A 23,397-nucleotide genomic window follows, 5' to 3' on the forward strand; every position below is an offset into this window, starting at 1 on the left:
GCGCGCGCCCTTCATACATCCGTCTGAGATCCGTGGCACGGATGCGTGACAGCTGTCGATAGCCGACGATCGGGAGGATCCTTAGATTTCACGGTGGTTCTCCGTGCCGTTCGCCCCTGTGCGGGCAGCGGCCCCTGTGTTGGTTGGTAAGTGGAGGTGCCCCGTGCTGGGTCCCGTGATTCTCGCCGCGTCGCGCAGCGACCGGATGCGTCGTCTCGTCTCGGCCGCGCCCGTGACCAAGCCGGTCGTCGACCGGTTCATCCCCGGCGAGACGGTCGACCAGATCGTGCCGATCATCCGGGAGCTCACCGATCAGGGCCTGGAACTGACGATGGACGTCGTCGGCGAGGACATCACCACCCCCGCGCAGGCCGAGGCCGCCCGCGACGCGTACCTGGAGCTGATCGACCGGCTCAAGCCGCTCGACCTCGGCACCCGCGCCGAGATGTCGGTGAAGCTGTCGATGTTCGGCCAGGCGCTGGACGGCGGCCACGACATGGCGCTCGAGAACGTCCGCCCGGTCGTCGAGGCCGCCGCCGAGATCGGCACCACGGTCACCCTCGACGCCGAGGACCACACCACCCTCGACTCGATGTTCGCCATCCACGAGGAGCTGCGGAAGGACTTCCCGCAGACCGGCTGCGTCATCCAGGCCTACCTCTTCCGCACCGAGGCCGACGCGCGCCGGCTCGCCGACAGCGGCTCTCGCGTACGGTTGGTGAAGGGCGCCTACAAGGAGCCCGCCGAGGTCGCGTACCAGCAGCGCCACGAGATCGACAAGGCGTACGTCCGCATCCTGCGCACGCTGATGGAGGGCGAGGGCTACCCGATGATCGGGTCCCACGACCCGCGCCTGATCTCCATCGGCCAGGAGCTGGCCCGCACGGCCGGACGCAAGCTCGACGAGTACGAGTTCCAGATGCTGTACGGCATCCGGGGCGAGGAGCACCTGCGGCTCGCCGCCGAGGGCCACCGCATGCGCGTCTACACCGCCTACGGCACCGACTGGTACGGCTACTTCATGCGCCGTCTGGCGGAGAAGCCGGCCAACCTCCGGTTCTTCGCCCGCTCGATGGTCAGCAAGGGCTGAGCCCACCCGCTCGCAAGACCGCTCAGTTAAAGGAGTTACGGAACCCATGGACGCTGTGACCCAGGTCCCCACCCCCGTCAACGAGCCGGTGCACGGCTACGCGCCCGGTTCCCCGGAGCGGGCTCGACTCGAAGAGAAGCTCCGTCACCTCGCCGACAACCCCTTCGACCTGCCCTGCACCATCGGCGGTGTGAAGCGGATGGGCGGCGGTGAGCGCTTCGACGTCGTGCAGCCGCACAACCACAAGGCGCGCCTGGGCACCTACGCCAACGCCACCCGGCAGGACGCCCAGGACGCGATCGACGCCGCCCTGGCCGCCGCCCCCGCGTGGCGCGCGATGTCCTTCGACGACCGCGCGGCGATCATCCTGCGCGCCGCCGAGCTGCTGTCGGGTCCCTGGCGCGAGACCATCGCCGCCTCCACCATGCTCGGCCAGTCCAAGACCGCCCAGCAGGCCGAGATCGACAGCCCCTGCGAGCTGGTCGACTTCTGGCGCTTCAACGTCCACTACGCGCGAGGCATCCTGGCCGAGCAGCCCCCGGCCAACTCCCCGGGCGTGTGGAACCGCATGGACCACCGCCCGCTGGAGGGCTTCGTCTACGCGATCACGCCGTTCAACTTCAGCGCGATCGCGGCCAACCTGCCCACCGCCCCCGCCCTGATGGGCAACGTGGTGGTCTGGAAGCCGTCCCCGACGCAGACCCACGCCGCCGTGCTGCTCATGCAGCTCCTGGAGGAGGCCGGGCTGCCCAAGGGCGTCATCAACCTGGTCACCGGCGACGGCATCGCGGTCTCCGAGGTCGCCCTGGAGCACCGGGACCTCGCGGGCATCCACTTCACCGGCTCGACCAAGACCTTCCAGCACCTGTGGAAGACGGTCGGCAACAACATCGAGAAGTACCGCACCTACCCGCGCCTGGTCGGCGAGACCGGCGGCAAGGACTTCCTGGTCGCCCACCCGAGCGCCGACCGCGCCGTGCTCAAGACCGCGCTGACCCGCGGTGCCTTCGAGTACCAGGGCCAGAAGTGCAGCGCCACCTCGCGCGCGTACATCCCGGCGTCCATCTGGAACGACGGGTTCAAGGAGGAGTTCGCCGCCGAGGTCGACTACCTCACCATGGGTGACGTCACCGACCTGTCGAACTTCATCGGCGCCGTCATCGACGAGCGGTCCTTCGCCAAGAACAAGGCCGCCATCGACCGCGCCAAGGCGGACGAGACCTGCACCATCGTCGCGGGCGGCTCCTACGACGACTCCGTCGGCTACTTCGTCCGCCCGACGGTCGTGGAGTGCACCGACCCGGAGAACGAGGTCTTCCGCACCGAGTACTTCGGCCCCTTCCTCGCCGTGTACGTCTACGACGACAGCGCCGACGACGCCTACGACACGATGCTGACCCAGATGGAGTCGGTGTCGGACTACGCGCTCACCGGCTCGGTCATCGCGGGCGACCGCGCGGCGGCGGCCTACACGATGGAGAAGCTGCGCTACGCGGCCGGCAACTTCTACATCAACGACAAGTCGACCGGCGCCGTCGTCGGCCAGCAGCCCTTCGGCGGCGGCCGTGCCTCCGGCACCAACGACAAGGCGGGCGCCCCGCAGAACCTGATGCGCTGGACGCTGACCCGCGCCATCAAGGAGACGCTGGTCCCGCCGACCGACTACACCTACCCGCACATGGGCTGACACCCGCGTGCGCAGCGCCCGGCGGGCCAGGTCGACCGACCTGGCCCGCCGGGCGTTTTCGCAGGTCGGGGCGGTGTGAGCGAAGGCACTGTCTCAGATAGTAGGAAGTCCGAGTAATTGTGGAGACAGACGCGGTGCGCTCCCTTACTTTTGTAGGAGCCGAACGTCCCGCTCGATCGAGCGAATGGCGGTCGTGAGCCCGTGCCCGTGGCAGGCAACCCCTGCGGCACCGTGCTCCCCGCCCCTTCCGGCCCTACGCAATCCCCTTTCTCCGCACCCCGTGTGCTGTGCCGAAGGAGTCGATTCCCATGGCCGAGACCACCGTCCGCCGCCGAGTCCGCCACCTCTCCCGTACCAGCGACTCCGACCGCAAGAACGCCGCGGCCGCCCTCCAGCGCTCCCTCGACCGCAGGGACAACGGCGGCGCCACCGGCCACTGAGCCGCGCGGACGACCTGGCGTCCGCATGGCGGACGCCTCATGTCATCCCGTGGGACGAGCGGTAGGGTGCCGACATGTCTCGCAGCCTCAATCTCGCAGTGATTCCCGGTGACGGCATCGGCCAGGAGGTCGTGGCCGAGGGTCTCAAGGTCCTCTCCGCCGTCCTTCCGCAGGATGTGAAGCTGGAGACCAAGGAATTCGATTTCGGCGCCCGGCGCTACCACGCCACCGGTGAGACCCTCACCGACGCCGACCTCGACGCCCTCAAGGCGCACGACGCCATCCTGCTCGGCGCGATCGGCGACCCGTCGGTGCCGTCCGGCGTGCTGGAGCGCGGCTTCCTGCTCAAGCTCCGCTTCGCCTTCGACCACCACGTCAACCTGCGGCCGAGCAAGCTCCTGCCCGGTGTCGCCACGCCGCTCGCCGGTCAGCCCGAGATCGACTTCGTCGTGGTCCGGGAGGGCACCGAGGGCCCGTACACGGGCAACGGCGGCACCATCCGCAAGGGCACCGAGCACGAGGTCGCCACCGAGGTCTCCGTCAACACGGCCTACGGCGTCGAGCGCGTCGTCCGCGACGCCTTCGCCCGGGCCCAGGCCCGCCCCCGCAAGAAGCTCACGCTGGTCCACAAGAACAACGTGCTGACCTTCGCGGGACACCTGTGGACCAACGTCTTCAACAAGGTGGCCGCCGAGTACCCCGAGGTCACCACCGACTACATCCACGTCGACGCCGCGACCATCTTCCTGGTCACCGACCCGGCCCGCTTCGACGTGATCGTCACCGACAACCTGTTCGGCGACATCATCACCGACCTCGCCGCGGCCGTCTCCGGCGGCATCGGCGTTGCCGCCAGCGGGAACATCAACCCGTCCGGCGACTTCCCCTCGATGTTCGAGCCGGTGCACGGCTCCGCGCCCGACATCGCCGGCCAGGGCAAGGCCGACCCCACCGCCACGGTCCTGTCCGTCGCCCTGCTGCTGCGCCACCTCGGCCACGAGGACGAGGCGGTCCGGATCGAGGAAGCCGTCTCCGTGGACCTCGGCGAGCGCGGCGGCCTGCCCGCCCGGAGCACCTCCGAGATCGGCGACGCACTCGCCGTACGAGTAGCCGGCTGACGCCGGCGCACTCGAAACCCAACCTTTCGAAGCCGCCGGGTCCGACAAGCAAGGCACCCGGCGGCTTTCTCCTGCGTCCGCCAGGTGCGACCATCGAACCCTGGGCCGCATTCACCCCGCTTCACCCGTCGTGGGCCGCGCGCGATAATCGAACGCGAAGCCGCGACCCGAGGGAATGCACGGACGTCCACGCACCGGCCACCGGCCGTACGGGCGTGACCGCGGCCCGTCACAACACACACCGGTGAAGGACAGCCACCCATGACGACGCCCACGATCGAGCTCAAGCCCTCCGCCAACCCGCTCTCGGACTCCGAGCGCGCGGCGATTCTGGCCAACCCCGGGTTCGGCCGCCACTTCACCGACCACATGGTGACGATCAAGTGGACCGAGGGCCGCGGCTGGCACGACGGCCAACTCGTGCCGTACGCCCCGCTCTCCCTCGACCCGGCCACCATGGTCCTGCACTACGCGCAGGAGATCTTCGAGGGGCTGAAGGCCTACCGGCGGCCCGACGGCTCCGTCGCCACCTTCCGCCCGGAGAAGAACGGCGCCCGCTTCCAGGCGTCCTCGCGCCGCCTGGGGATGCCCGAGCTTCCGGTCGACACCTTCATCGAGGCCTGCGACGCGCTGGTCGGGCAGGACGAGAAGTGGGTCCCGGCGCACGGCGGCGAGGAGTCGCTCTACCTGCGCCCCTTCATGATCGCCACCGAGGTCGGCCTGGGCGTCAAGCCGGCCAACGAGTACCTCTTCCTCGTCATCGCCTCCCCGGCCGGCGCCTACTTCCCGGGCGGCGTCAAGCCGGTGTCCATCTGGGTCTCCGAGGACCGCGTCCGCGCCGTCCCAGGCGGCATGGGCGACGCCAAGACCGGCGGCAACTACGCGGCCTCCCTGCTCGCCCAGGCCGAGGCCGCCGCCAAGGGCTGCGACCAGGTCTGCTACCTCGACGCCATCGAGCGCAAGTGGGTCGAGGAACTGGGCGGCATGAACCTGTACTTCGTGTACGGGAACAAGATCATCACGCCCACTCTCACCGGCTCCATCCTGGAGGGCGTGACCCGCGACTCCCTGCTCACCGTCGCCCGCGACCTCGGCTACGAGGCCGAGGAGGGCCGCGTCTCGGTCGACCAGTGGCAGCGCGACTCGGAGAACGGCACCCTCACCGAGGTCTTCGCCTGCGGTACGGCGGCCGTGATCACCCCCGTCGGCACGGTCAAGCGGTCCGGTGCCGAGTGGCAGCAGAGCGGGGGCGAGACGGGCGAGGTGACGCAGCGGCTGCGGGACGCGCTGCTGGACATCCAGCGGGGCACGGTCGCGGACGTGCACGGGTGGATGCACACGCTGGCCTGAGCTGTGGGGCGCGGGGGCGGGGCCGCTGGGGCTCCCGCCCCCAGATCCCCGCTTCGGCCTGAACGGCCCCGTCCTCAAGAGCCGGACGGGCTGAGTTCGTCGACCCCGGCCTCCTCCGGCAAGGCGGCCCGGGGCCGCGGCGACAGCACGTACACCACCCCGCCCACCAGTCCCGACAGCAGGAAGCTGCAGTCCACCCCGCCGGTGAGGGACAGCAGCGGACCCTCGTACGACGGCAGCGACACCGCCAGCACGCCGACCGCCGCGCCCACCGCCCAGGCGGCCGTCGCGGGGACGTTCCAGCCGGAGCGGTACCAGTAGATCCCGCCCCGCGCCCGGCGGTTGAAGACCTGGAGGGCGTCCGCGTCGTAGACGCCGCCGCAGCGCACCGCGCCGATCATCGTGATGACCGCCCACGGGGTGCCGATCGCCGTCAGCAGCAGCACGAAGGACGTCATCGCCGACTGCGCCTGCCAGGCGTAGTGCCCGGCGAAGACACAGACCGTGGCGACGACGGCGACGGTGCAGGTGGCGCGGGCCCGGGAGGCGCGCGGCAGGATGGCGTCCAGGTCCAGGCCCATCGAGTACAGCATCAGCCCCGCGTTGCCGACCGAGCCCGCCGAGGCGGCGAGCAGCAGCGGGACCAGGTACCAGGCGGGGGCGGCGTCGACCAGCGGGCCCGCGTAGTCCAGGGCGGCGCGGGCGGCGTACGCCGTGAAGGTGCCGAAGAGCTGCGGGACCAGCAGGCCCAGCGTCAGGCCCAGCCAGGTGGCGTGCAGCACCCGGCGGGAGGAGAAGCGGACCGGGGAGATGTAGCGGGTGTAGTCGCCGAGCAGCGTGATGAAGGCGATCGGCCCGGACAGTCCCGCGGCGACGGCGGCCAGCAGCCACGTCGGCCAGAAGCCGGCCAGCAGATACCCGCCCGCCTCCGGCAGCGCGGCGGTGGTGAAATCGGGGGCGTAGGCGATCACGCCGAGGACCAGCAGCGCCGTCATGCCGTAGGCCAGCACCCGGGACATGGCCAGCAGCACCCGGTAGCCGTAGACCGCGCCCGCGACGGTCGCGGCGGCCAGCAGGCCGTAGACGACGGCGTACGTCGCACCGCCCCGCGGCAGGCCGAAGAGCCGTCCCAGCACGCCCGCCATCACGTCCCCGCCGATCCACACGGTCAGCGCGGTGTAGCCGAGGGCCAGCAGCAGTCCGACCACCGAGCCGACCAGCCGTCCGCGCACGCCGAACTGGGCGCCGGAGGACGTGGACAGGTTGGTGCCGGTGCGCAGGGAGATCAGGGCCAGCGGGGCCGTGAACACCGTGCCGACGACCGTCCCCGCGACCACCGAACCCACCGACGCCCACCAGCCGAGGCCGAAGGACGGCGGCAGCCAACCGAAGACGATCACGCCCAGACAGAGGTTGGACCCCAGCAGGATCGAGACCAGGTCCCGGGGACCGCTGGTGCGCTCCGCCTCGGGGATGGTGTCGACTCCGCGCTGTTCTATCGGCATGGCTGGTCTCCTTCGACGGCCGCCGGGATGTTTAGAGCGACGTTCAATGTGACGTCTGCCCGTACCGCTCGTCAACGGTTCACGTACGTCTATTTGGCGCTTAGAGTGATGGGTGTCATTTGAGTGGTACTCAAATTGTGGCTGGATGAGGAGGTGTCGCGGCGTGAGACTGACCCCCACGGAACGGGATCGGCTGCTGCTCTTCGGGGCGGCCGAGCTGGCCCGCGCCCGCCGGGCCCGCGGGCTCAGGCTGAACGTGCCGGAGGCGACCGCGCTGATCGCGGACACCGTGTGCGAGGCCGCCCGCGACGGGGTGCGCCTCGCGGAGGCCGTCGAGCGCGCCCGGTCCGTGCTCGGTCCGGACGACGTCCTGCCCGGCGTCGCGGACGTGGTCACCGAGGTGCACGTGGAGGCCGTCTTCGACGACGGCTCCCGCCTCGCGGTCGTCACCGACCCCGTCGGGGGCGGCGGGCTCGGCGCCGACGCCCCCGGCGGCCTGCTGCCGGGCCCCGGACACGCCGAACCCGAGGCGGCGGTGCGGATCCCGGTCACCAACACCGCGACCGTGCCCGTCTCCGTGACCTCCCACTTCCACTTCTTCGAGGCCAACCCGCGCCTGGACTTCGACCGCGGGCGGGCCTACGGCATGCGCCTGGCCGTGCCCGCCGGGTCCTCGGTCCGCTTCGGACCCGGCGAACGCGTCGAGGTGGGGCTCGTGCCGATCGGCGGCGCGCGCGTCGTCATCGGATTCGCCGGGCTCGTCGACGGCCCGCTGGACGCGCCGGGCGCCCGGGAGGAGGCCCTGCGCCGGGCCGCCGCCTGCGGATATCTGGGAGCACACCGATGAGCGTCGACCCCTACGCCTACGCCGCCACCCACGGGCCGCGCGCCGGCGACCGGCTCCGCCTCGGCGACTCGGGGCTGGTGATCCGCGTCGAGTCCGACGCCCAGCGGTACGGCGACGAGTTCCTCGCCGGTTTCGGCAAGACCGCCCGCGACGGACTGCACCTGAAGGCCGCGGCCGTCCGGGAGACCTGCGACGTCGTGATCAGCAACGTGGTCGTGATCGACGCCGTGCAGGGCATCCGGAAGGTGTCGATCGGCATCCGCGAGGGGCGCATCCACGCCATCGGCCGGGCCGGGAACCCCGACACCCTCGACGGCGTCGACGTCGTGGTCGGCACCGGCACCACGATCGTGTCCGGCGAGGGCCTGATCGCCACCGCGGGTGCCGTGGACACCCATGTCCACCTGCTCTCCCCGCGCGTCATGGAGGCCTCGCTGGCCTCCGGCGTGACGACGATCATCGGGCAGGAGTTCGGCCCGGTGTGGGGCGTGGGCGTCAACTCGCCCTGGGCGCTCCGGCACGCGTTCGGTGCCTTCGACGCCTGGCCGGTCAACATCGGCTTCCTGGGCCGGGGTTCCTCCTCGCACGAGGCCTCGCTGATCGAGGCGCTGGCCGAGGGCGGGGCGTCCGGCTTCAAGGTGCACGAGGACATGGGCGCCCACACCCGCGCGCTCGACACCGCGCTGCGCGTCGCCGAGGAGCACGACGTCCAGGTCGCCCTGCACAGCGACGGACTCAACGAATGCCTCTCCGTGGAGGACACCCTCCGGGTCCTGGAGGGCCGGACCATCCACGCCTTCCACATCGAGGGCTGCGGCGGCGGACACGTCCCGAACGTGCTGAAGATGGCCGGGGTGCCGAACGTCATCGGCTCCTCCACCAATCCGACCCTGCCCTTCGGCCGGGACGCGGTCGCCGAGCACTACGGAATGATCGTCTCCGTCCACGACCTCAAGACCGACCTGCCCGGCGACGCCGCCATGGCCCGCGACCGCATCCGCGCCGGGACCATGGGCGCCGAGAACGTGCTGCACGACCTGGGCGCCATCGGCATCACCTCCTCCGACGCGCAGGGCATGGGCCGGGCCGGCGAGACCGTCCGCCGCACCCTCGCCATGGCGGGCCTGATGAAGGCCCGGTTCGGCGCCCCGGACGACCACGACAACGAGCGGGTCCTGCGCTACCTGGCCAAGCTGACCATCAACCCCGCCCTCGCCCACGGCCTCGCGCACGAGGTCGGCTCCCTCGAGGTCGGCAAGCTCGCCGACATCGTGCTGTGGCGCCCGGAGTACTTCGGCGCCAAGCCGCAGCTGGTGCTCAAGTCGGGCTTCCCGGCGTACGGCGTGGTCGGCGACCCGAACGCGGCCACCGACACCTGCGAACCCCTGGTCCTCGGGCCGCAGTTCGGCGCGCACGGCGCCACGCCCGCCGAGATCTCGGTGGCCTTCGTCGCGCGGGCCGCCCTCGACCAGGGCCACGACACCCTGCCGACCAGGCGCCGCCGGGTCGCCGTGCGCGGCACCCGCGGCATCGGCCCCGCCGACCTGCTCCTGAACACCCGTACCGGCGCGGTCGACGTGGACCAGCGCACCGGCCTGGTCACCCTCGACGGCGACCCGCTGCGCTGCGACGCGGCCGAGTCCGTCTCGCTCAACCGCCTCTACTTCCTCTGACGCCCCCTCTGACCTCCTGGGACACCTCGATGACCTTCCGCATGCCGCCCGAGTGGGCCCCGCACGAACGCACCTGGATGGCCTGGCCCGGCCCCAACGCGACGTTCACCGACGCCGAGGAGCTGGCCGGGGCCCGTGCGGCCTGGGCCTCCGTCGCCCGCGCGGTGCGCCGTTTCGAGCCGGTGACGATGGTGCACGGGCCCGGCCAGGCGGACACCGCCCGCGAGCTGCTCGGCCCGGACGTCGACCTGGTGGAGCGCGAGCTGGACGACGCCTGGATGCGGGACATCGGCCCGACCTTCGTGACGGACGGGCAGGGCGGGCTCGCCGCCGTGGACTGGGTCTTCAACGGCTGGGGCGCCCAGGACTGGGCCCGCTGGGAGCACGACGCGAAGATCGCCCGCCAGGTGGCGGACCTCGCCGGTGCCCCCGTGCTGGGCAGCGCGCTGGTCAACGAGGGCGGCGCGATCCACGTCGACGGCGAGGGCACGGTGCTGCTGACCGACACCGTCCAGCTCGGCCCCGGCCGCAATCCGGGCTGGAGCCGCGAGGAGGTCGAGGCGGAGGTCCACGCCAAGCTCGGCACGACCCGGGCGATCTGGCTCCCGCACGGCCTGACCGGCGACTACGGCAGGTACGGCACCCAGGGCCACGTCGACATCGTCGCCGCCTTCGCCCGCCCGGGCACCGTCGTCGTGCACAGCCAGCGCGACCCCCGGCACCCCGACCACGAGCGTTCGCAGCGGTATCTGGAGATCCTGCGCGGCGAGAGTGACGCCAGGGGCCGCCGCCTGGAGGTCGTCGAGGTTCCCGCCCCGACGGTCCTCAAGGACGAGCAGGGCGGCTGGGCGGACTACTCGTACATCAACCACTACCTGTGCAACGGCGGCGTCGTCCTGTGCGCCTTCGGCGACCCGAACGACGAACTCGCGGCGGGCATCTTCCGCCGCCTGTTCCCCGAGCGGACGGTGACCCTGGTGGACGCGCGTACGATCTTCGCGGGTGGCGGAGGCATCCACTGCATCACGCAGCAGCAGCCGAGGATCTAGGAGCGGACATGGCCGGTGGTGGGCGCAGACAGGCCCCGCCGCGCGAGGACGTGCTCGCCGCCGCCATGGAGATGATCGCCGAGCGCGGCCTGGAGAAGCTCACCATGGCGGCCCTCGGCCGCGAGGTCGGCATGAGCAGCGGCCACCTCCTCTACTACTTCCGTTCCAAGGACGAGCTGCTGCTGCGCACCCTGGAGTGGAGCGAGGGCCGCCTCGGCGCCGAGCGCGGCCGCCTGCTCACCCGGCCCGGCACCGCCCTCGAACGCCTCGACGCCTACGTCGGCCTGTACGTCCCCGAGGGCCACCGCGACCCGCACTGGACGCTGTGGCTGGAGGTCTGGAACCGCTCGCAGAACGCCCCCGAGGAGGCCCGCGACCGGCAGGCCGCCATCGAGGGCGCCTGGCACCGCGACCTGGTCGCCCTGCTCGCCGAGGGCATCTCGCGCGGGGAGTTCCGCCCGGTGGACCCGGACCGCTTCGCGTCCCGGCTGCGGGCCCTGCTCGACGGCTTCGCCATCCACGTGGCGATCGGCCTGCGCGGGACGGACCGGACGCAGGTGCTCGGCCACGCACGGGAGTTCCTCGCCGAGGGCCTCCTCGCCCGGTCCTGATCCCGACCGTCCCTCGCTCGCATCCTGAGACAGGCGGTGGACAGGGGGACGTAATGTGCCAGACTGCCCCCGTGCTCTCGTTCGCCATGATTATTGGCAGCAGGCGCGCCGGTCCGCAGTGACCACCACGTACGACCAGGTACGGGTGGACACCGTCGTCCTCGACCCGCGCGCAGACCTCTCGCACCCGCGAGGGGTTTTTCGCTTTCCTGGCCCACCCCGAGCCGGGAAGAGAGCGCGAGGGATCATAGACGGACGGTGGAACCGGTCATTCCGGTAGACCGAGATCCCCTACAGGAGCCTTCAGATCATGACCGCAACCAGCGAACTCGACGATTCGTTCCACGTCTTCGACACCACCCTGCGCGACGGCGCGCAGCGCGAGGGCATCAACCTCACGGTCGCGGACAAGCTGGCCATCGCACGGCACTTGGACGACTTCGGTGTGGGCTTCATCGAGGGCGGCTGGCCCGGCGCCAACCCGCGGGACACCGAGTTCTTCGCCCGCGCCCAGCAGGAGATCGACTTCCAGCACGCCCAGCTGGTCGCCTTCGGTTCCACCCGCCGCGCGGGCGCGAGCGCCGCCGAGGACCACCAGGTCAAGGCGCTGCTCGACTCCGGCGCCCAAGTGATCACCCTGGTCGCCAAGTCGCACGACCGGCACGTCGAACTGGCGCTGCGCACCACGCTGGACGAGAACCTGGCGATGGTCGCCGACACGGTCTCCCACCTCAAGGCACAGGGCCGCCGGGTCTTCGTCGACTGCGAGCACTTCTTCGACGGCTACCGCGCCAACCCCGAGTACGCGAAGTCGGTCGTGCGCACCGCCTCCGAGGCCGGTGCCGACGTCGTCATCCTGTGCGACACCAACGGCGGCATGCTCCCGGCGCAGGTCCAGGCCGTGGTCGCCACGGTGCTGGCCGACACCGGCGCCCGGCTCGGCATCCACGCCCAGGACGACACCGGCTGCGCCGTGGCCAACACCCTCGCCGCCGTCGACGCGGGCGCGACCCACGTCCAGTGCACGGCCAACGGCTACGGCGAGCGCGTCGGCAACGCCAACCTGTTCCCGGTCGTGGCCGCCCTGGAGCTGAAGTACGGCAAGCAGGTCCTGCCCGAGGGCCGGCTGCGCGAGATGACCCGGATCTCCCACGCCATCGCCGAGGTCGTCAACCTCACCCCCTCCACCCACCAGCCCTACGTGGGCGTCTCCGCCTTCGCGCACAAGGCCGGCCTGCACGCCTCCGCGATCAAGGTCGACCCGGACCTCTACCAGCACATCGACCCCGAGCTGGTCGGCAACACCATGCGGATGCTGGTCTCCGACATGGCGGGGCGCGCCTCCATCGAGCTCAAGGGCAAGGAGCTCGGCATCGACCTCGGCGGCGACCGCGAGCTGGTCGGCCGGGTCGTCGAGCGGGTCAAGGAACGCGAGCTGGCGGGCTACACCTACGAGGCCGCCGACGCGAGCTTCGAGCTGCTGCTGCGCGCCGAGGCCGAGGGCAGGCCGCTCACGTACTTCGACGTCGAATCCTGGCGCGCGATCAGCGAGGACCGCCCCGACGGCACCCATGCCAACGAGGCCACGGTGAAGCTCCGGGCCAAGGGCGAGCGCATCGTCGCCACCGCCGAGGGCAACGGCCCGGTCAACGCCCTGGACCGGTCGCTGCGCGTCGCCCTGGAGAAGATCTACCCGGAGCTGGCCAAGCTCGACCTGGTCGACTACAAGGTCCGCATCCTGGAGGGCGTGCACGGCACGCAGTCCACGACCCGGGTCCTCGTCTCCACCTCGGACGGGACGGGGGAGTGGTCCACGGTGGGCGTCGGGGAGAACGTCATCGCCGCCTCGTGGCAGGCCCTGGAGGACGCCTACACGTACGGGCTGCTGCGGGCGGGCGTCGCGCCCGCCGAGTGAGCCGAGCGCTCGCGGACCCGCACTTTATGTCTGATTGAGGTCCCTTCGGGTACGTTCGAACATATGAAGGGCGTTCGTGCTCAGGTCCTCATCCGTCTCCTGGTCGTGCCGGTCGTCGCCGCGCTGGCGGTGCTGCTGGCCGGTGCGCCGGGCGCGCAGGCGCAGACCGATGTCTCCGAGATCGGCGCCGCCCTGCGGGAGAGTCCGGTCTACGTGGATCCGGCCGCGTCCGGCCTGCTGTCCAAGTCGGACGCGGACGCGCTCGCCGACAAGATCGAGGACGCCGGCGAACCCGTCTTCGTGGTGGTCCTCCCGGCCGGCTACCCGACCGAGAACCTCTTCCAGAACATCCGCACCGAAACCGGCATCACCGGTCTGTACGGCGTGCGCCTGGGCGACCGCTTCGACGCCCGCGCCGACAGCAGCGTGCTGAGCCGCCAGGGCGTGCAGAACCTGGTCACCGCCGTGCGGGGCGCGGGCGACCCCAAGGCCCAGCTGAACGACTTCGTCGACGACGCGCTGCGCAGTGTGCGCGGCTCGGCCCCCTCGTCCTGGGACTCCGGCGGCGGCTCCGCGCCCACGGGCGCCCTGATCACCGCCGGCGCGGTGGTGGTGATCGGCGGCGCGGGCGTCTACGCGGTCTCCCGGCGCAACCGCCGCCGCCGCGAGGCGGAGCAGCGGGCGGCCCTGGAACGGCTGCGGGTGGTGGTCGACGAGGACATCACGGCCTTCGGCGAGGAACTGGACCGCCTGGACTTCCACCCGGCGGAACGGGGTGCCGACGACGCCATGCGGGCGGACTACGAACGCGCCCTCGACGCCTACGAGCAGGCGAAGACGTACATGGCCCACGCCCGCAGACCGGAGGACGTGCGCGCGGTCACCCAGGCGGTGGAGGACGGCCGTTTCTCGCTCGCGCAGCTCGCCGCCCGCCGCGAGGGCAGGCCGCTGCCCGAACGCCGGCCGCCCTGCTTCTTCGACCCGCGGCACGGCCCGTCGGTCGCGGACGCCACCTGGACCCCGCCGGGCGGCACGACGCGGCAGGTCCCGGTCTGCGCCGCCGACCAGGCCCGGCTGTCCGACGGGCGGGACCCGATGATCCGCGAGGTGGACACCGAGTACGGCCGCCGCCCCTACTGGGACGCGGGCCCGGCCTACGGCCCCTGGGCGGGCGGCTACTTCGGCGGCGGCATCCTGCCCGGACTGCTGGTCGGCACCCTGCTCGGCAGCATGATGGCGGGCCCCGCCTACGGGGCCGGTTACGGCACCGGGTACGGCGACTTCGGCGGCTACGAGGGCGGCGACATCTCGGGCGGCGACTTCGACCCCGGTGACTTCGGGGGCGGCTTCGGCGGCGGCGACTTCGGCGGGGGCGGCGACTTCGGCGGTGGAGGGGACTTCGGCGGCGGCTTCTGAGGTGCGCGCGGCGGGCGTCAGCGCCTGGCCTCCGTCGTCCTTCCGGCCGTCGTCCTCCCGGCCGTCGTCCTCCCGGCCGTCGTCCTCCGGGCCGTCGGACGGCCCGCGCCGGACCGCACGGGTCGCCGCCCGCGGGGTGCGCCGCCCCCGCGCCGGACGACGATCACCGCCGCGAGGCCGACCGCCAGGCCGAGGGCGGTCTGGACGCCGAAGGGCTCACCGAACATCAGGGCACCCCACACGGCCGTGACCGGGGCCATCAGGAACATCAGGGTGTTGACCTCGGTGATGCCCGACCGGCGCAGGATCAGCCAGTACAGCCCGTAGCCGCCGAAGGTCGGCAGTACCACCAGCCAGGCGGTCGCCAGCCAGAACGAGGACCCGGCGGGCGGTGCCGCCGCCCCGGCGCCCAGCGCCAGCCCGGAGAAGAGGACGGCGCTGGTCGCACAGTGGATCGTCAGGGCGACGCGGGGCGCGACCGGCTCCCGGGTGCGGCTCTCCAGGAAGGTGGCCGCCACCAGGGACAGCATCCCGAGGAACGGGACGAGATACGCCCACCAGGCCACGCCCGCCCCCGCCGCCGCGGCGTCCGCGAGCGTCACCGTGGCCACACCCGACAGCCCGAGCCACAGTCCGAGCCACTGCCCGCGGGAGACGTGCTGCCGCAGCAGGGGCCCGGCGAGCGCGCCGGCGACGAGGGGCTGGACCCCGTCGATCAGGGCGGTGGTGCCGCTGGAGACACCCAGCTCGATCGCGTAGTAGACGCTGAGCAGATAGCCGCTCTGCGAGAGCGCGCCGATGGCGATCTGCCGGCCGGCGCCGCCCGGCGTCAGGCCCCGCCAGGCCGCCCGGGAGACGGCAGCGGCGGCCGCCAGCACCACGGCGAGCGGCAGGAAGCGCCACATCAGGAGGGTGGGCGTGGCAGCGGTCTCCGCACCGAGCTTGGCGCCGATGAAGCCGGAGCTCCAGCACAGTACGAAGGCGGCCGGGAGCAGGACGTTCACGTCGACCACTTCCAGAGTCCACAGTAGACAGATCGGTTTACTCACCTCGGGTGCCCACTATACAGACCGGTATACTCATGGTCATGGGTGCAGAAGTCGGGGATCCGGAGGGGAAACCGCGCCGCGTCCGGATGACGGCCGGTGCGCGACGGGTGCTGGAGGCCGCCGAGCGGCTGTTCTACGAGCACGGCATCCACGCCGTCGGGGTGGATCTCATCGCCGCCGAGGCCGGGGTGACCAAGAAGACGCTGTACGACCGGTTCGGCTCGAAGGAGCAGATCGTCGTGGAGTACCTGGCCGGGCGCGACGAGCGGTGGCGGGAGCTGCTCGCCGGGCGGCTGGAGGAGGCGGGGGAGGGGGTGCCCGCCCGGATCGAGGCGGTCTTCGAGGCCTCGCGCGCGTGGTCGGCGCGGTACGGCGCCAGGGGGTGCGGCATGATCAACGCGCATGCGGAGATCGGCGATCCGGCCCATCCGGCGTACCCGGTCATCACCGGCCAGAAGCGGTGGATGCTCGACCTGTTCACCGGCCTGGCCCGGGAGATCGACGCGGCCGGTGCCGACCGGCTGGCGCGGACGCTGATGCTGCTGCACGAGGGGGCGCTGGTCGCCCACGGCGTGGGGATCGTCCCCGACCCCTTCGGTACCGCCCTCGACCAGGTGCGGGAGCTGCTGGGCAGGTGAAACGGGGGGCGCGCGGGCAGGAGGCGCCGCTACGGTGAGCCCATGCCGGCCACCAGCGCACTTCTCGTCATCGACATGCAGAACACCACGGTCGCCATGGCGCACCGGGCCGCCGAGACGGTCGCCGCGATCGCCGGACTGAGCGAGCGGGCCCGCGCGGCCGGCGTGCCGGTGGTGACCGTCCGGCAGCGCGACGCGGACATGGTGCCCGGGACCCAGGGGTGGGAGGTCGTGCCCGAGCTGGCCCCGCGGGAGGGCGAGCCGGTGGTGGACAAGACCACCCCGGACAGCTTCCTGGACACCGACCTCGACGCCATCCTGACGGCGCGCGGGGTCACCGAGGTGATCGTCACCGGGTTCGCCACCGAGATCTGCGTGGACACCACGGCACGGCAGGCGCTGAGCCGCGGTTACGACCTGGTCGTGGTCGCCGACGGGCACACCACCTCGGTACGGACCGGGGCGGACACCGACCTGGTCCCGGCCGACCGCTCGATCGCGCAGTACAACGCCGTCTACCGGGCGATCGGCTGGCCCGGCCGCCGTATCCGGGTCCGGGCCGCCGCCGAGGTGGACTTCGATGCCCCCGAGGGGGCGCGGGACGTCAGGCCTGCCTGATCGCCGAGATGTCGAAGTTCAGCTTGATCTTGTCGGAGACCAGCACGCCGCCCGTCTCCAGCGCCGCGTTCCAGGTGAGCCCCCACTCCGAGCGCTTGATCTCCGCCTTGCCCTCGAAGCCGACGCGCTCGTTGCCGAACGGGTCCTTGGCGGCGCCGTTGAACTCCAGGTCGATGGTGAGCGGCTTGGTCGTGCCGAGGATCGACAGGTCACCGGTGATGCGGTAGTCGTCGCCGCCCGTGGACTCCGCCTTGGTGGAGCGGAAGGTCATCGTCGGGTACTCGCCCGTGTTGAAGAAGTCCGAGCTCTTCAGGTGGCCGTCACGGTCGGGGGAGCCGGTGTCGATGCTGTCCATCGTGACGTCCAGGGACGCCGTGGAGCGGGACGGGTCGGAGCCGTCCAGGTGCAGCGTGCCGGTGAAGTCGAGGAACTTGCCCTTGACGTTCGTGACCATCGCGTGGCGCGCGGTGAAGCCGATCGTGGTGTGGGTGGGGTCGACGGTGTAGTCGCCGGTCAGCGTGGAGAGGTCGGGGGTGGTGGTCATGGTGTCCTCCGGGAAAGGCGTTGATGTTGAATGTTCAACCAGTTCCAACGGGCTCGACTCTAGACCTATTCCACGCCGCCATCAACCACTTCGCCCGACGTGTCGCCGCACCGTTCCCCTCCCGCCTCCGGCGTGATAGACGGCATGAGCATGACCCCACGTCGCCCCACCGCCCCCACCCGCCGCACGGTCCTGCTCGGGGCCGCCACGGTGGCCACGGCCGCCGTCCTCGCCTCCCTCCCCCGTACGGCGACCGCGGCCGCCGACCCCTACGACGCCCTTCGTCTGCGCTGGCTCGAGATCGCCCTCGGCGCCGGCTACGACCCGGCCGCCGAGCCGTACGCCTCCCGTCTCGCCGAGACCGGCGCACGGGCCCGTGAGCACCGCGCCACCATGGCCCCCACCGCCACCTCCCTGTGGCCCGGCCACCCCTTCGACCCGCCCGCCGGCATCACCTTCGCCTACGGCCGCCTGTGGACGATGACCGAGGCGTACGTGCAGCGGGGCACCGGCTCCACCGGCGACCCCGCCCTCCTCGCCGACATCCTGCGCGGCCTCGACCACCTCTCGGTCACCGTCTACAACCCCGCCACCACCCGCTACGGCAACTGGTGGGAGTGGCAGATCGGCAGCCCCCGGCTCCTGATGGACATCACGGCCGCCCTGTACGACCACCTCGGCGCCGACCGCGTGGCCGCCGCCTGCGCCGCCGTCGACCACTTCGTCCCCGACGCGATGCTCGGCGACTACACCGGCACCTCCACCGGGGCCAACCGCGTGGACCTGTGCCGCTCCGTCGCCCTGCGCGGCGTCCTGGGCCGGGCCCCCGCCAAGCTCGCCCTGGCCCGCGACGCCCTCTCGCCGGTCTTCCCGTACGTCACCGAGGGCGACGGACTGCACGCCGACGGCTCCTTCGTCCAGCACACCTGGGTCGCCTACTCGGGGACGTACGGCCAGGTCATGCTGGACGGGCTGGGGCGGCTGTTCACCCTGCTGGCCGGCTCCGAGTGGGAGGTGACCGACCCCGCCAGGCAGATCGTCCTGGACAGCGTCGAGCACGCCTACGCGCCCCTGATCCACGACGGGCTCGTCATGGACACCGTCAACGGGCGGGCCATCAGCCGGGGTTACCTCACGAGCGACGACCTGCACGTCATGCGCGGCGACCACTTCCACGGCCAGCAGATCATCGCCGCCATGGCGGTCCTCGCGGGGGGCGCGAGCGAGGCCGAGCGCGAGCGCTGGCACGCCCGGATCAAGGGCTGGATCGAACGTGACACCGTCACCCCGCTCCTCACCGCGCCCCAGTTCCCGGTCGCCGACCTGGCCAGGCTGCACGCGATCGCCGACGCACCCGGCGAGGCCGCCCCCGAACCCGTAGGGCACCACCTCTTCGCGGCCATGGACCGCGCCGTCCACCGCCGCCCCGCCTTCACCGCGGGCCTCGCCATGGCCAGCGACCGCATCGCCCACTACGAGTGCGGCAACGGCGAGAACCCGCGCGGCTGGCACACCGGCGCGGGCATGCTCACCTGGTGGGCGAACGGCACCGCCTCCGACCAGTACACGGACTGGTTCTGGCCCACCGTCGACTGGTACCGGCTGCCCGGCACCACCGTCTCCACCAAACGCCTGCCCGACCGCGCGGGCGGCGAATGGGGCGCCCCCAGACCCGACGTGCGCCGGGTCGGCGGCACGACCGACGGCGAGTACGCGGCCGTGGGCCAGCACCTCAAGGGCCTCGGCTCGACCCTTGAGGCCCGCAAGTCCTGGTTCTTCCTCGACGACGCCGTGGTCTGCCTGGGCGCCGGCATCACCTGCGCGGACGGCGTCCCGGTCGAGACGGTGGTGGACAACCGCAACCTGGGGGAGGGCGGCGGCCAGGCCCTCGCGCGCGGCCGGCACTGGGCCCACCTGGAGGGCCACGGCGGCTGGATCGTGCCCGGGGGCGGCCTGCGGACGCTGCGCGAGGACCGCACCGGTGCCTGGTCCGACATCAACACCACCAGCACGACCGAGCGCCGCACCCGCCGCTGGCAGACCCTCTGGCTCGACCACGGCACCGACCCCGCCGACGCGAGCTACGTCTACACCGTCATGCCGGGCGCCTCCCTGGCAGCCGTCGCCCGCCGCGCCGCCGACCCCCACCGGTTCACCGTCCTCGCCAACGACGCCCGCCGCCAGGCGGTGACCGTCCCCTCCCTCGGCCTCACGGCCGCGAACTTCTGGCAGGCCGGCACGGCGGGTCCGCTCACCGCCGCGGCCGGGGCGAGTGTGCTGGTCCGCCGCCGGGGCCGTACCGCTACGCTCTGCGTGAGCGAACCGGCCCGCACGGGAGAGCCCCTGGAGATCGTCTGGGACCACCCGGTGCGAGCGGTGGCGCGGGCCGACGAGACGGTCGAGGTCCTCGCGACGGGCCGCCGACTGCACCTCCGCGTCACTCCTGGGGTGGTATGTACCACCCATGAATGTGAGGTGACTCTCAGCTGACGGCTTTGTGCGACCTCTACAAGCTGGAGGCCCCCTGAGCAGTCGAAAAGGCTGCACGCGGTGGGGATTCTGTTCAGTGCTACCAGGAAAACGGGCCGGAGACTGTACGGAGTCGACGGCTCGCATTCCTTGGTCTGCTTCGTAGAGTCGCTACATGACCGTTTTGGATGAGGCGCCGGGTGAGCCGACGGACGCACGCGGGCGAGTGGCCGAGCTGCACGAGATTCGTGCGCAGGCGCTGGCCGGACCGAGCGAGAAGGCGACGGAGGCGCAGCACGCCAAGGGCAAGCTGACGGCGCGTGAGCGGATCGAGCTGCTTCTGGACGCGGGTTCCTTCCGCGAGGTCGAGCAGCTGCGCCGGCACCGGGCGATCGGTTTCGGCCTGGAGACCAAGAAGCCGTACACCGACGGTGTCATCACCGGCTGGGGCACGGTCGAGGGCCGCACGGTCTTCGTCTACGCCCACGACTTCCGGATCTTCGGCGGTGCGCTGGGCGAGGCCCACGCCACGAAGATCCACAAGATCATGGACATGGCCATCGCGGCCGGTGCCCCCCTGGTGTCGCTGAACGACGGCGCCGGCGCCCGTATCCAGGAGGGCGTCAGCGCGCTCGCCGGTTACGGCGGCATCTTCCAGCGCAACACCAAGGCGTCCGGCGTCATCCCGCAGATCAGCGTGATGCTCGGCCCCTGCGCGGGCGGCGCGGCCTACAGTCCCGCCCTCACCGACTTCGTCTTCATGGTCCGCGAGACCTCGCAGATGTTCATCACCGGCCCGGACGTGGTCAAGGCGGTCACCGGCGAGGAGATCACGCAGAACGGCCTGGGCGGCGCCGACGTGCACGCCGAGACGTCGGGCGTGTGCCACTTCGCCTACGACGACGAGGAGACCTGCCTCGCCGAGGTCCGCTACCTCCTCTCCCTGCTGCCGCAGAACAACCGGGAGAACCCGCCCCGCGCCGAGTCCTCGGACCCCGTGGACCGCCGCAGCGACGTCCTGCTCGACCTGGTCCCGGCGGACGGCAACCGCCCCTACGACATGGCCAAGGTCATCGAGGAACTCGTCGACCACGGCGAGTACCTGGAGGTCCACGAGCGCTGGGCCCGCAACATCATCTGCGCCCTGGCCCGCCTCGACGGCCAGGCCATCGGCATCGTCGCCAACCAGCCGCAGAGCCTGGCCGGGGTCCTGGACATCGAGGCCTCCGAGAAGGCCGCGCGCTTCGTCCAGATGTGCGACGCCTTCAACATCCCGATCATCACCCTTCTGGACGTACCGGGCTTCCTGCCCGGCGTCGACCAGGAGCACGGCGGCATCATCCGCCACGGCGCCAAGCTCCTCTACGCCTACTGCAACGCGACCGTGCCCCGCATCTCGCTCATCCTGCGCAAGGCGTACGGGGGTGCTTACATCGTCATGGACAGCCAGTCCATCGGCGCCGACCTCACCTACGCCTGGCCGACCAACGAGATCGCCGTCATGGGCGCGGAGGGCGCGGCCAACGTCATCTTCCGCCGGCAGATCGCCGGGGCCGAGGACCCCGAGGCCATGCGGGCCCGCATGGTCAAGGAGTACAAGTCCGAGCTGATGCACCCCTACTACGCGGCCGAACGCGGCCTGGTCGACGACGTCATCGACCCCGCCGAGACCCGCGAGGTGCTGATCAAGTCCCTGGCGATGCTCCACAGCAAGCACGCCGACCTGCCCTCCCGCAAGCACGGCAACCCGCCGCAGTGACCCGAGGAGCCACCTCCATGTCCACTCCCGACATCCGCGTCGAGAAGGGCCACGCCGAGCCCGAGGAAGTCGCCGCCATCACGGCCCTCCTCCTGGCCCGCGCCGCCGCCCGCCCCGCCGAGATCGCCCCGGCCCACGGCGGCGGCCGAGCCCGCGCCGGCTGGCGCCGCCTGGAGCGCGAGCCCGGTTTCCGGGCGCCGCACAGCTGGCGCTGACCCGAGCAGCAAGTAAGGCCCCTCCACACGGAGGGGCCTTACTTGTTACGCCGGGCTCGGTGGACGCCCCAGGGGTGCGGGGCTGGGTCAATATGCGGCTGCGCCGCGTGGGCGCGACCAGCCACGTACTACCCGCGCCCGGCACCGAAACCGCCCCCGGCAGCCCAGTGGCCGCAGGGGGCGTCGCGCAACCCGGCGCAGCCTTCAGCGCAGCCGCGCCATCAGCGCGTGCTCCACGAGAGTGATCAGCGCCGACTTCGCGTCGGCCCGATGCCGCGCGTCCGTCGTGATGATCGGTGTGTCCGGGCCGATCTGCAGCGCCTCCCGCACCTCGTCCGGGTTGTACGGCTGCTGCCCGTCGAAGCCGTTGAGCGCGATGACGAACGGCAGACCGCTGTTCTCGAAGTAGTCGACCGCGGGGAAGCAGTCGGCGAGCCGCCTCGTGTCGACCAGCACGATCGCCCCGATGGCGCCGCGCACCAGGTCGTCCCACATGAACCAGAACCGGTCCTGGCCGGGTGTGCCGAAGAGGTAAAGGATCAGGTCCTGGTCGAGCGTGATGCGGCCGAAGTCCATGGCGACCGTCGTGGTCGTCTTGTCCCCCGTGTGGGTGAGGTCGTCGATGCCCGCCGACGCGGATGTCATCACGGCCTCGGTGCGCAGCGGATTGATCTCCGAGACAGCGCCGACGAACGTGGTCTTGCCCACGCCGAAGCCGCCCGCCACCACGATCTTCGCGGAAGTGGTGGAGCGGGAAGGACCGCCGCTAGAGCTTGCGAAGTCCACTGAGCACCCTTTCGAGCAGTGTCACGTCTGGCTGGCCGCCGGCGCTCTCGTCGCCGCCGGGCTGATGGATGGCGACCAGTCCCGCCTCCGCCAAGTCGGCGACGAGGATCCTGGCCACGCCGAGAGGGATCGTCAGGAGGGCCGAGACCTCGGCCACCGACTTGATCTCCCGGCAGAGGTTGCAGATCCGCTGATGCTCGGGCAGTTGGCCCTGCATCTGGTGCGGCTGCGCGGTGGTGTGCACCAGCGCCTCGATGGCGAGCTGGTACCGGGGCCTGGTGCGGCCGCCCGTCATGGCGTACGGGCGCACCAGGGGATTGTTCGACGCCCCGGCGGGCGCCGGCTCAGGGGTGCGGCGCTGCGGCTGCACGGGCTGGATGCGCGGAGCGTGCGGCTGGTCGTACGGCGAAGGGCCGGGGCCCTGCGGCGCGTACGGCTGCCGGTGGCTCGGCACGGAGGGGTAGCCGTACCCGTTCGCCGAGCCGTCGCCCTGGCCCTGACCGGGGCCGTACGACCAGTTGCCCGACGACGGACCGCCTGGGGGTGTTGCCACTTTTCCTCCTCCGACTGTGCCTGGCACCAACGCTGTGGAGCCGCGTCCCGAAACTTTACGGGCAT

21 protein-coding genes are annotated in these 23,397 nt (G+C 71.7%); 16 read left to right on the forward strand and 5 right to left on the reverse strand.

The genetic code is table 11. The features are described 5' to 3' along the window. Positions 1 to 163: 163 nt before the first annotated feature. The 5 genes from IE94_RS0125170 to IE94_RS0125190 all read left to right on the forward strand — a co-directional run bounded on the left by IE94_RS0125170 (position 164) and on the right by IE94_RS0125190 (position 5,685). A complete protein-coding gene (locus IE94_RS0125170; RefSeq protein ID WP_030188469.1) occupies positions 164 to 1,090 on the forward strand; it encodes a proline dehydrogenase family protein in 927 nt (308 codons plus the stop codon). Positions 1,091 to 1,136: 46 nt separating this feature from the next. Then, the gene (gene pruA / locus IE94_RS0125175) at positions 1,137 to 2,777 is read left to right on the forward strand and encodes an L-glutamate gamma-semialdehyde dehydrogenase (RefSeq protein ID WP_030188471.1); all 1,641 of its coding nucleotides are present in this window, start codon (positions 1,137 to 1,139) and stop codon (positions 2,775 to 2,777) included. Between the two features lie 308 nt (positions 2,778 to 3,085). Beyond that, the gene (locus IE94_RS41595; RefSeq protein WP_011030289.1) at positions 3,086 to 3,217 is read left to right on the forward strand and encodes a hypothetical protein; all 132 of its coding nucleotides are present in this window, start codon (positions 3,086 to 3,088) and stop codon (positions 3,215 to 3,217) included. Positions 3,218 to 3,291: 74 nt separating this feature from the next. Then, entirely contained in the window at positions 3,292 to 4,335 is a 1,044-nt protein-coding gene (locus IE94_RS0125185; protein ID WP_030188473.1) for a 3-isopropylmalate dehydrogenase, read from the forward strand. Between the two features lie 261 nt (positions 4,336 to 4,596). Then, positions 4,597 to 5,685: a branched-chain amino acid aminotransferase gene (locus IE94_RS0125190; protein ID WP_030188477.1), complete on the forward strand. Its 1,089-nt coding sequence runs from the start codon at positions 4,597 to 4,599 to the stop codon at positions 5,683 to 5,685. Positions 5,686 to 5,759: 74 nt separating this feature from the next. Here IE94_RS0125190 and IE94_RS0125195 read toward each other — a convergent pair whose 3' ends face one another. Then, positions 5,760 to 7,190 carry a cytosine permease gene (locus tag IE94_RS0125195; protein WP_030188479.1) on the reverse strand — a complete coding sequence of 477 codons (1,431 nt, stop codon included), beginning with the start codon at positions 7,188 to 7,190 and terminating at the stop codon, positions 5,760 to 5,762. A 163-nt stretch (positions 7,191 to 7,353) separates the two neighbouring features. On the opposite strand from IE94_RS0125195, the gene ureA reads away from it, so the two are divergent. From ureA to IE94_RS0125225, 6 genes are all read left to right on the forward strand, one after another. After that, positions 7,354 to 8,037 carry an urease subunit gamma gene (gene ureA / locus IE94_RS0125200; RefSeq protein WP_030188482.1) on the forward strand — a complete coding sequence of 228 codons (684 nt, stop codon included), beginning with the start codon at positions 7,354 to 7,356 and terminating at the stop codon, positions 8,035 to 8,037. Then, complete coding sequence (locus IE94_RS0125205; protein WP_030188484.1) at positions 8,034 to 9,710, forward strand: urease subunit alpha; 1,677 nt, start codon at positions 8,034 to 8,036, stop codon at positions 9,708 to 9,710. Before ureA ends, IE94_RS0125205 begins: the two co-directional genes overlap by 4 nt. A gap of 29 nt (positions 9,711 to 9,739) precedes the next feature. Then, the gene (locus IE94_RS0125210) at positions 9,740 to 10,759 is read left to right on the forward strand and encodes an agmatine deiminase family protein (RefSeq protein ID WP_030188486.1); all 1,020 of its coding nucleotides are present in this window, start codon (positions 9,740 to 9,742) and stop codon (positions 10,757 to 10,759) included. An 8-nt stretch (positions 10,760 to 10,767) separates the two neighbouring features. Continuing rightward, positions 10,768 to 11,370: a TetR/AcrR family transcriptional regulator gene (locus tag IE94_RS0125215; protein WP_030188488.1), complete on the forward strand. Its 603-nt coding sequence runs from the start codon at positions 10,768 to 10,770 to the stop codon at positions 11,368 to 11,370. A 310-nt stretch (positions 11,371 to 11,680) separates the two neighbouring features. Beyond that, positions 11,681 to 13,285, forward strand: a complete 1,605-nt coding sequence (cimA, locus tag IE94_RS0125220) for a citramalate synthase (RefSeq protein ID WP_030188490.1) — start codon at positions 11,681 to 11,683, stop codon at positions 13,283 to 13,285. A 63-nt stretch (positions 13,286 to 13,348) separates the two neighbouring features. Beyond that, positions 13,349 to 14,701, forward strand: a complete 1,353-nt coding sequence (locus IE94_RS0125225) for a TBP-associated factor 9 domain-containing protein (RefSeq protein ID WP_030188494.1) — start codon at positions 13,349 to 13,351, stop codon at positions 14,699 to 14,701. A 17-nt stretch (positions 14,702 to 14,718) separates the two neighbouring features. Here IE94_RS0125225 and IE94_RS0125230 read toward each other — a convergent pair whose 3' ends face one another. Continuing rightward, a complete protein-coding gene (locus IE94_RS0125230; RefSeq protein ID WP_051777687.1) occupies positions 14,719 to 15,705 on the reverse strand; it encodes a DMT family transporter in 987 nt (328 codons plus the stop codon). A gap of 83 nt (positions 15,706 to 15,788) precedes the next feature. Between IE94_RS0125230 and IE94_RS0125235 the strand changes: the two genes are divergently transcribed. Together IE94_RS0125235 and IE94_RS0125240 are read left to right on the forward strand one after the other, a co-directional pair. Further along, entirely contained in the window at positions 15,789 to 16,388 is a 600-nt protein-coding gene (locus tag IE94_RS0125235) for a TetR/AcrR family transcriptional regulator (protein ID WP_030188499.1), read from the forward strand. Between the two features lie 42 nt (positions 16,389 to 16,430). Further along, positions 16,431 to 17,006 carry a cysteine hydrolase family protein gene (locus tag IE94_RS0125240; protein WP_037923533.1) on the forward strand — a complete coding sequence of 192 codons (576 nt, stop codon included), beginning with the start codon at positions 16,431 to 16,433 and terminating at the stop codon, positions 17,004 to 17,006. Here the strand turns inward: IE94_RS0125240 and IE94_RS0125245 are convergent. Further along, on the reverse strand, positions 16,993 to 17,550 hold the full coding sequence (locus IE94_RS0125245; RefSeq protein ID WP_030188504.1) for a YceI family protein: 558 nt from the start codon (positions 17,548 to 17,550) through the stop codon (positions 16,993 to 16,995). The genes IE94_RS0125240 and IE94_RS0125245 overlap by 14 nt on opposite strands. 150 nt (positions 17,551 to 17,700) lie before the next feature. Here IE94_RS0125245 and IE94_RS0125250 point away from each other — a divergent pair, with 150 nt between their 5' ends. The 3 genes from IE94_RS0125250 (at position 17,701) to IE94_RS0125260 (ending at position 21,993) form a co-directional block, all read left to right on the forward strand. Beyond that, positions 17,701 to 20,040 (forward strand): polysaccharide lyase 8 family protein, encoded by a 2,340-nt coding sequence (locus IE94_RS0125250; RefSeq protein ID WP_030188506.1) that lies wholly within the window; start codon positions 17,701 to 17,703, stop codon positions 20,038 to 20,040. A gap of 154 nt (positions 20,041 to 20,194) precedes the next feature. Continuing rightward, the gene (locus IE94_RS0125255; RefSeq protein ID WP_030188508.1) at positions 20,195 to 21,778 is read left to right on the forward strand and encodes an acyl-CoA carboxylase subunit beta; all 1,584 of its coding nucleotides are present in this window, start codon (positions 20,195 to 20,197) and stop codon (positions 21,776 to 21,778) included. 17 nt (positions 21,779 to 21,795) lie between these two features. After that, complete coding sequence (locus tag IE94_RS0125260; protein WP_007387733.1) at positions 21,796 to 21,993, forward strand: acyl-CoA carboxylase epsilon subunit; 198 nt, start codon at positions 21,796 to 21,798, stop codon at positions 21,991 to 21,993. 204 nt (positions 21,994 to 22,197) lie between these two features. Here the strand turns inward: IE94_RS0125260 and IE94_RS0125265 are convergent, their stop codons facing one another. Both IE94_RS0125265 and IE94_RS0125270 read right to left on the reverse strand, forming a co-directional pair. Then, positions 22,198 to 22,779 (reverse strand): GTP-binding protein, encoded by a 582-nt coding sequence (locus IE94_RS0125265; RefSeq protein WP_009314218.1) that lies wholly within the window; start codon positions 22,777 to 22,779, stop codon positions 22,198 to 22,200. Beyond that, positions 22,760 to 23,332, reverse strand: coding sequence for a DUF742 domain-containing protein (locus IE94_RS0125270; RefSeq protein WP_030188513.1), 573 nt, complete (start codon positions 23,330 to 23,332; stop codon positions 22,760 to 22,762). Before IE94_RS0125270 ends, IE94_RS0125265 begins: the two co-directional genes overlap by 20 nt. Between the last annotated feature and the right edge of the window lie 65 nt (positions 23,333 to 23,397).

The sequence above is a fragment of the Streptomyces violaceorubidus genome (genome assembly GCF_000717995.1).
Taxonomy (GTDB): Bacteria; Actinomycetota; Actinomycetes; order Streptomycetales; family Streptomycetaceae; genus Streptomyces; species Streptomyces violaceorubidus.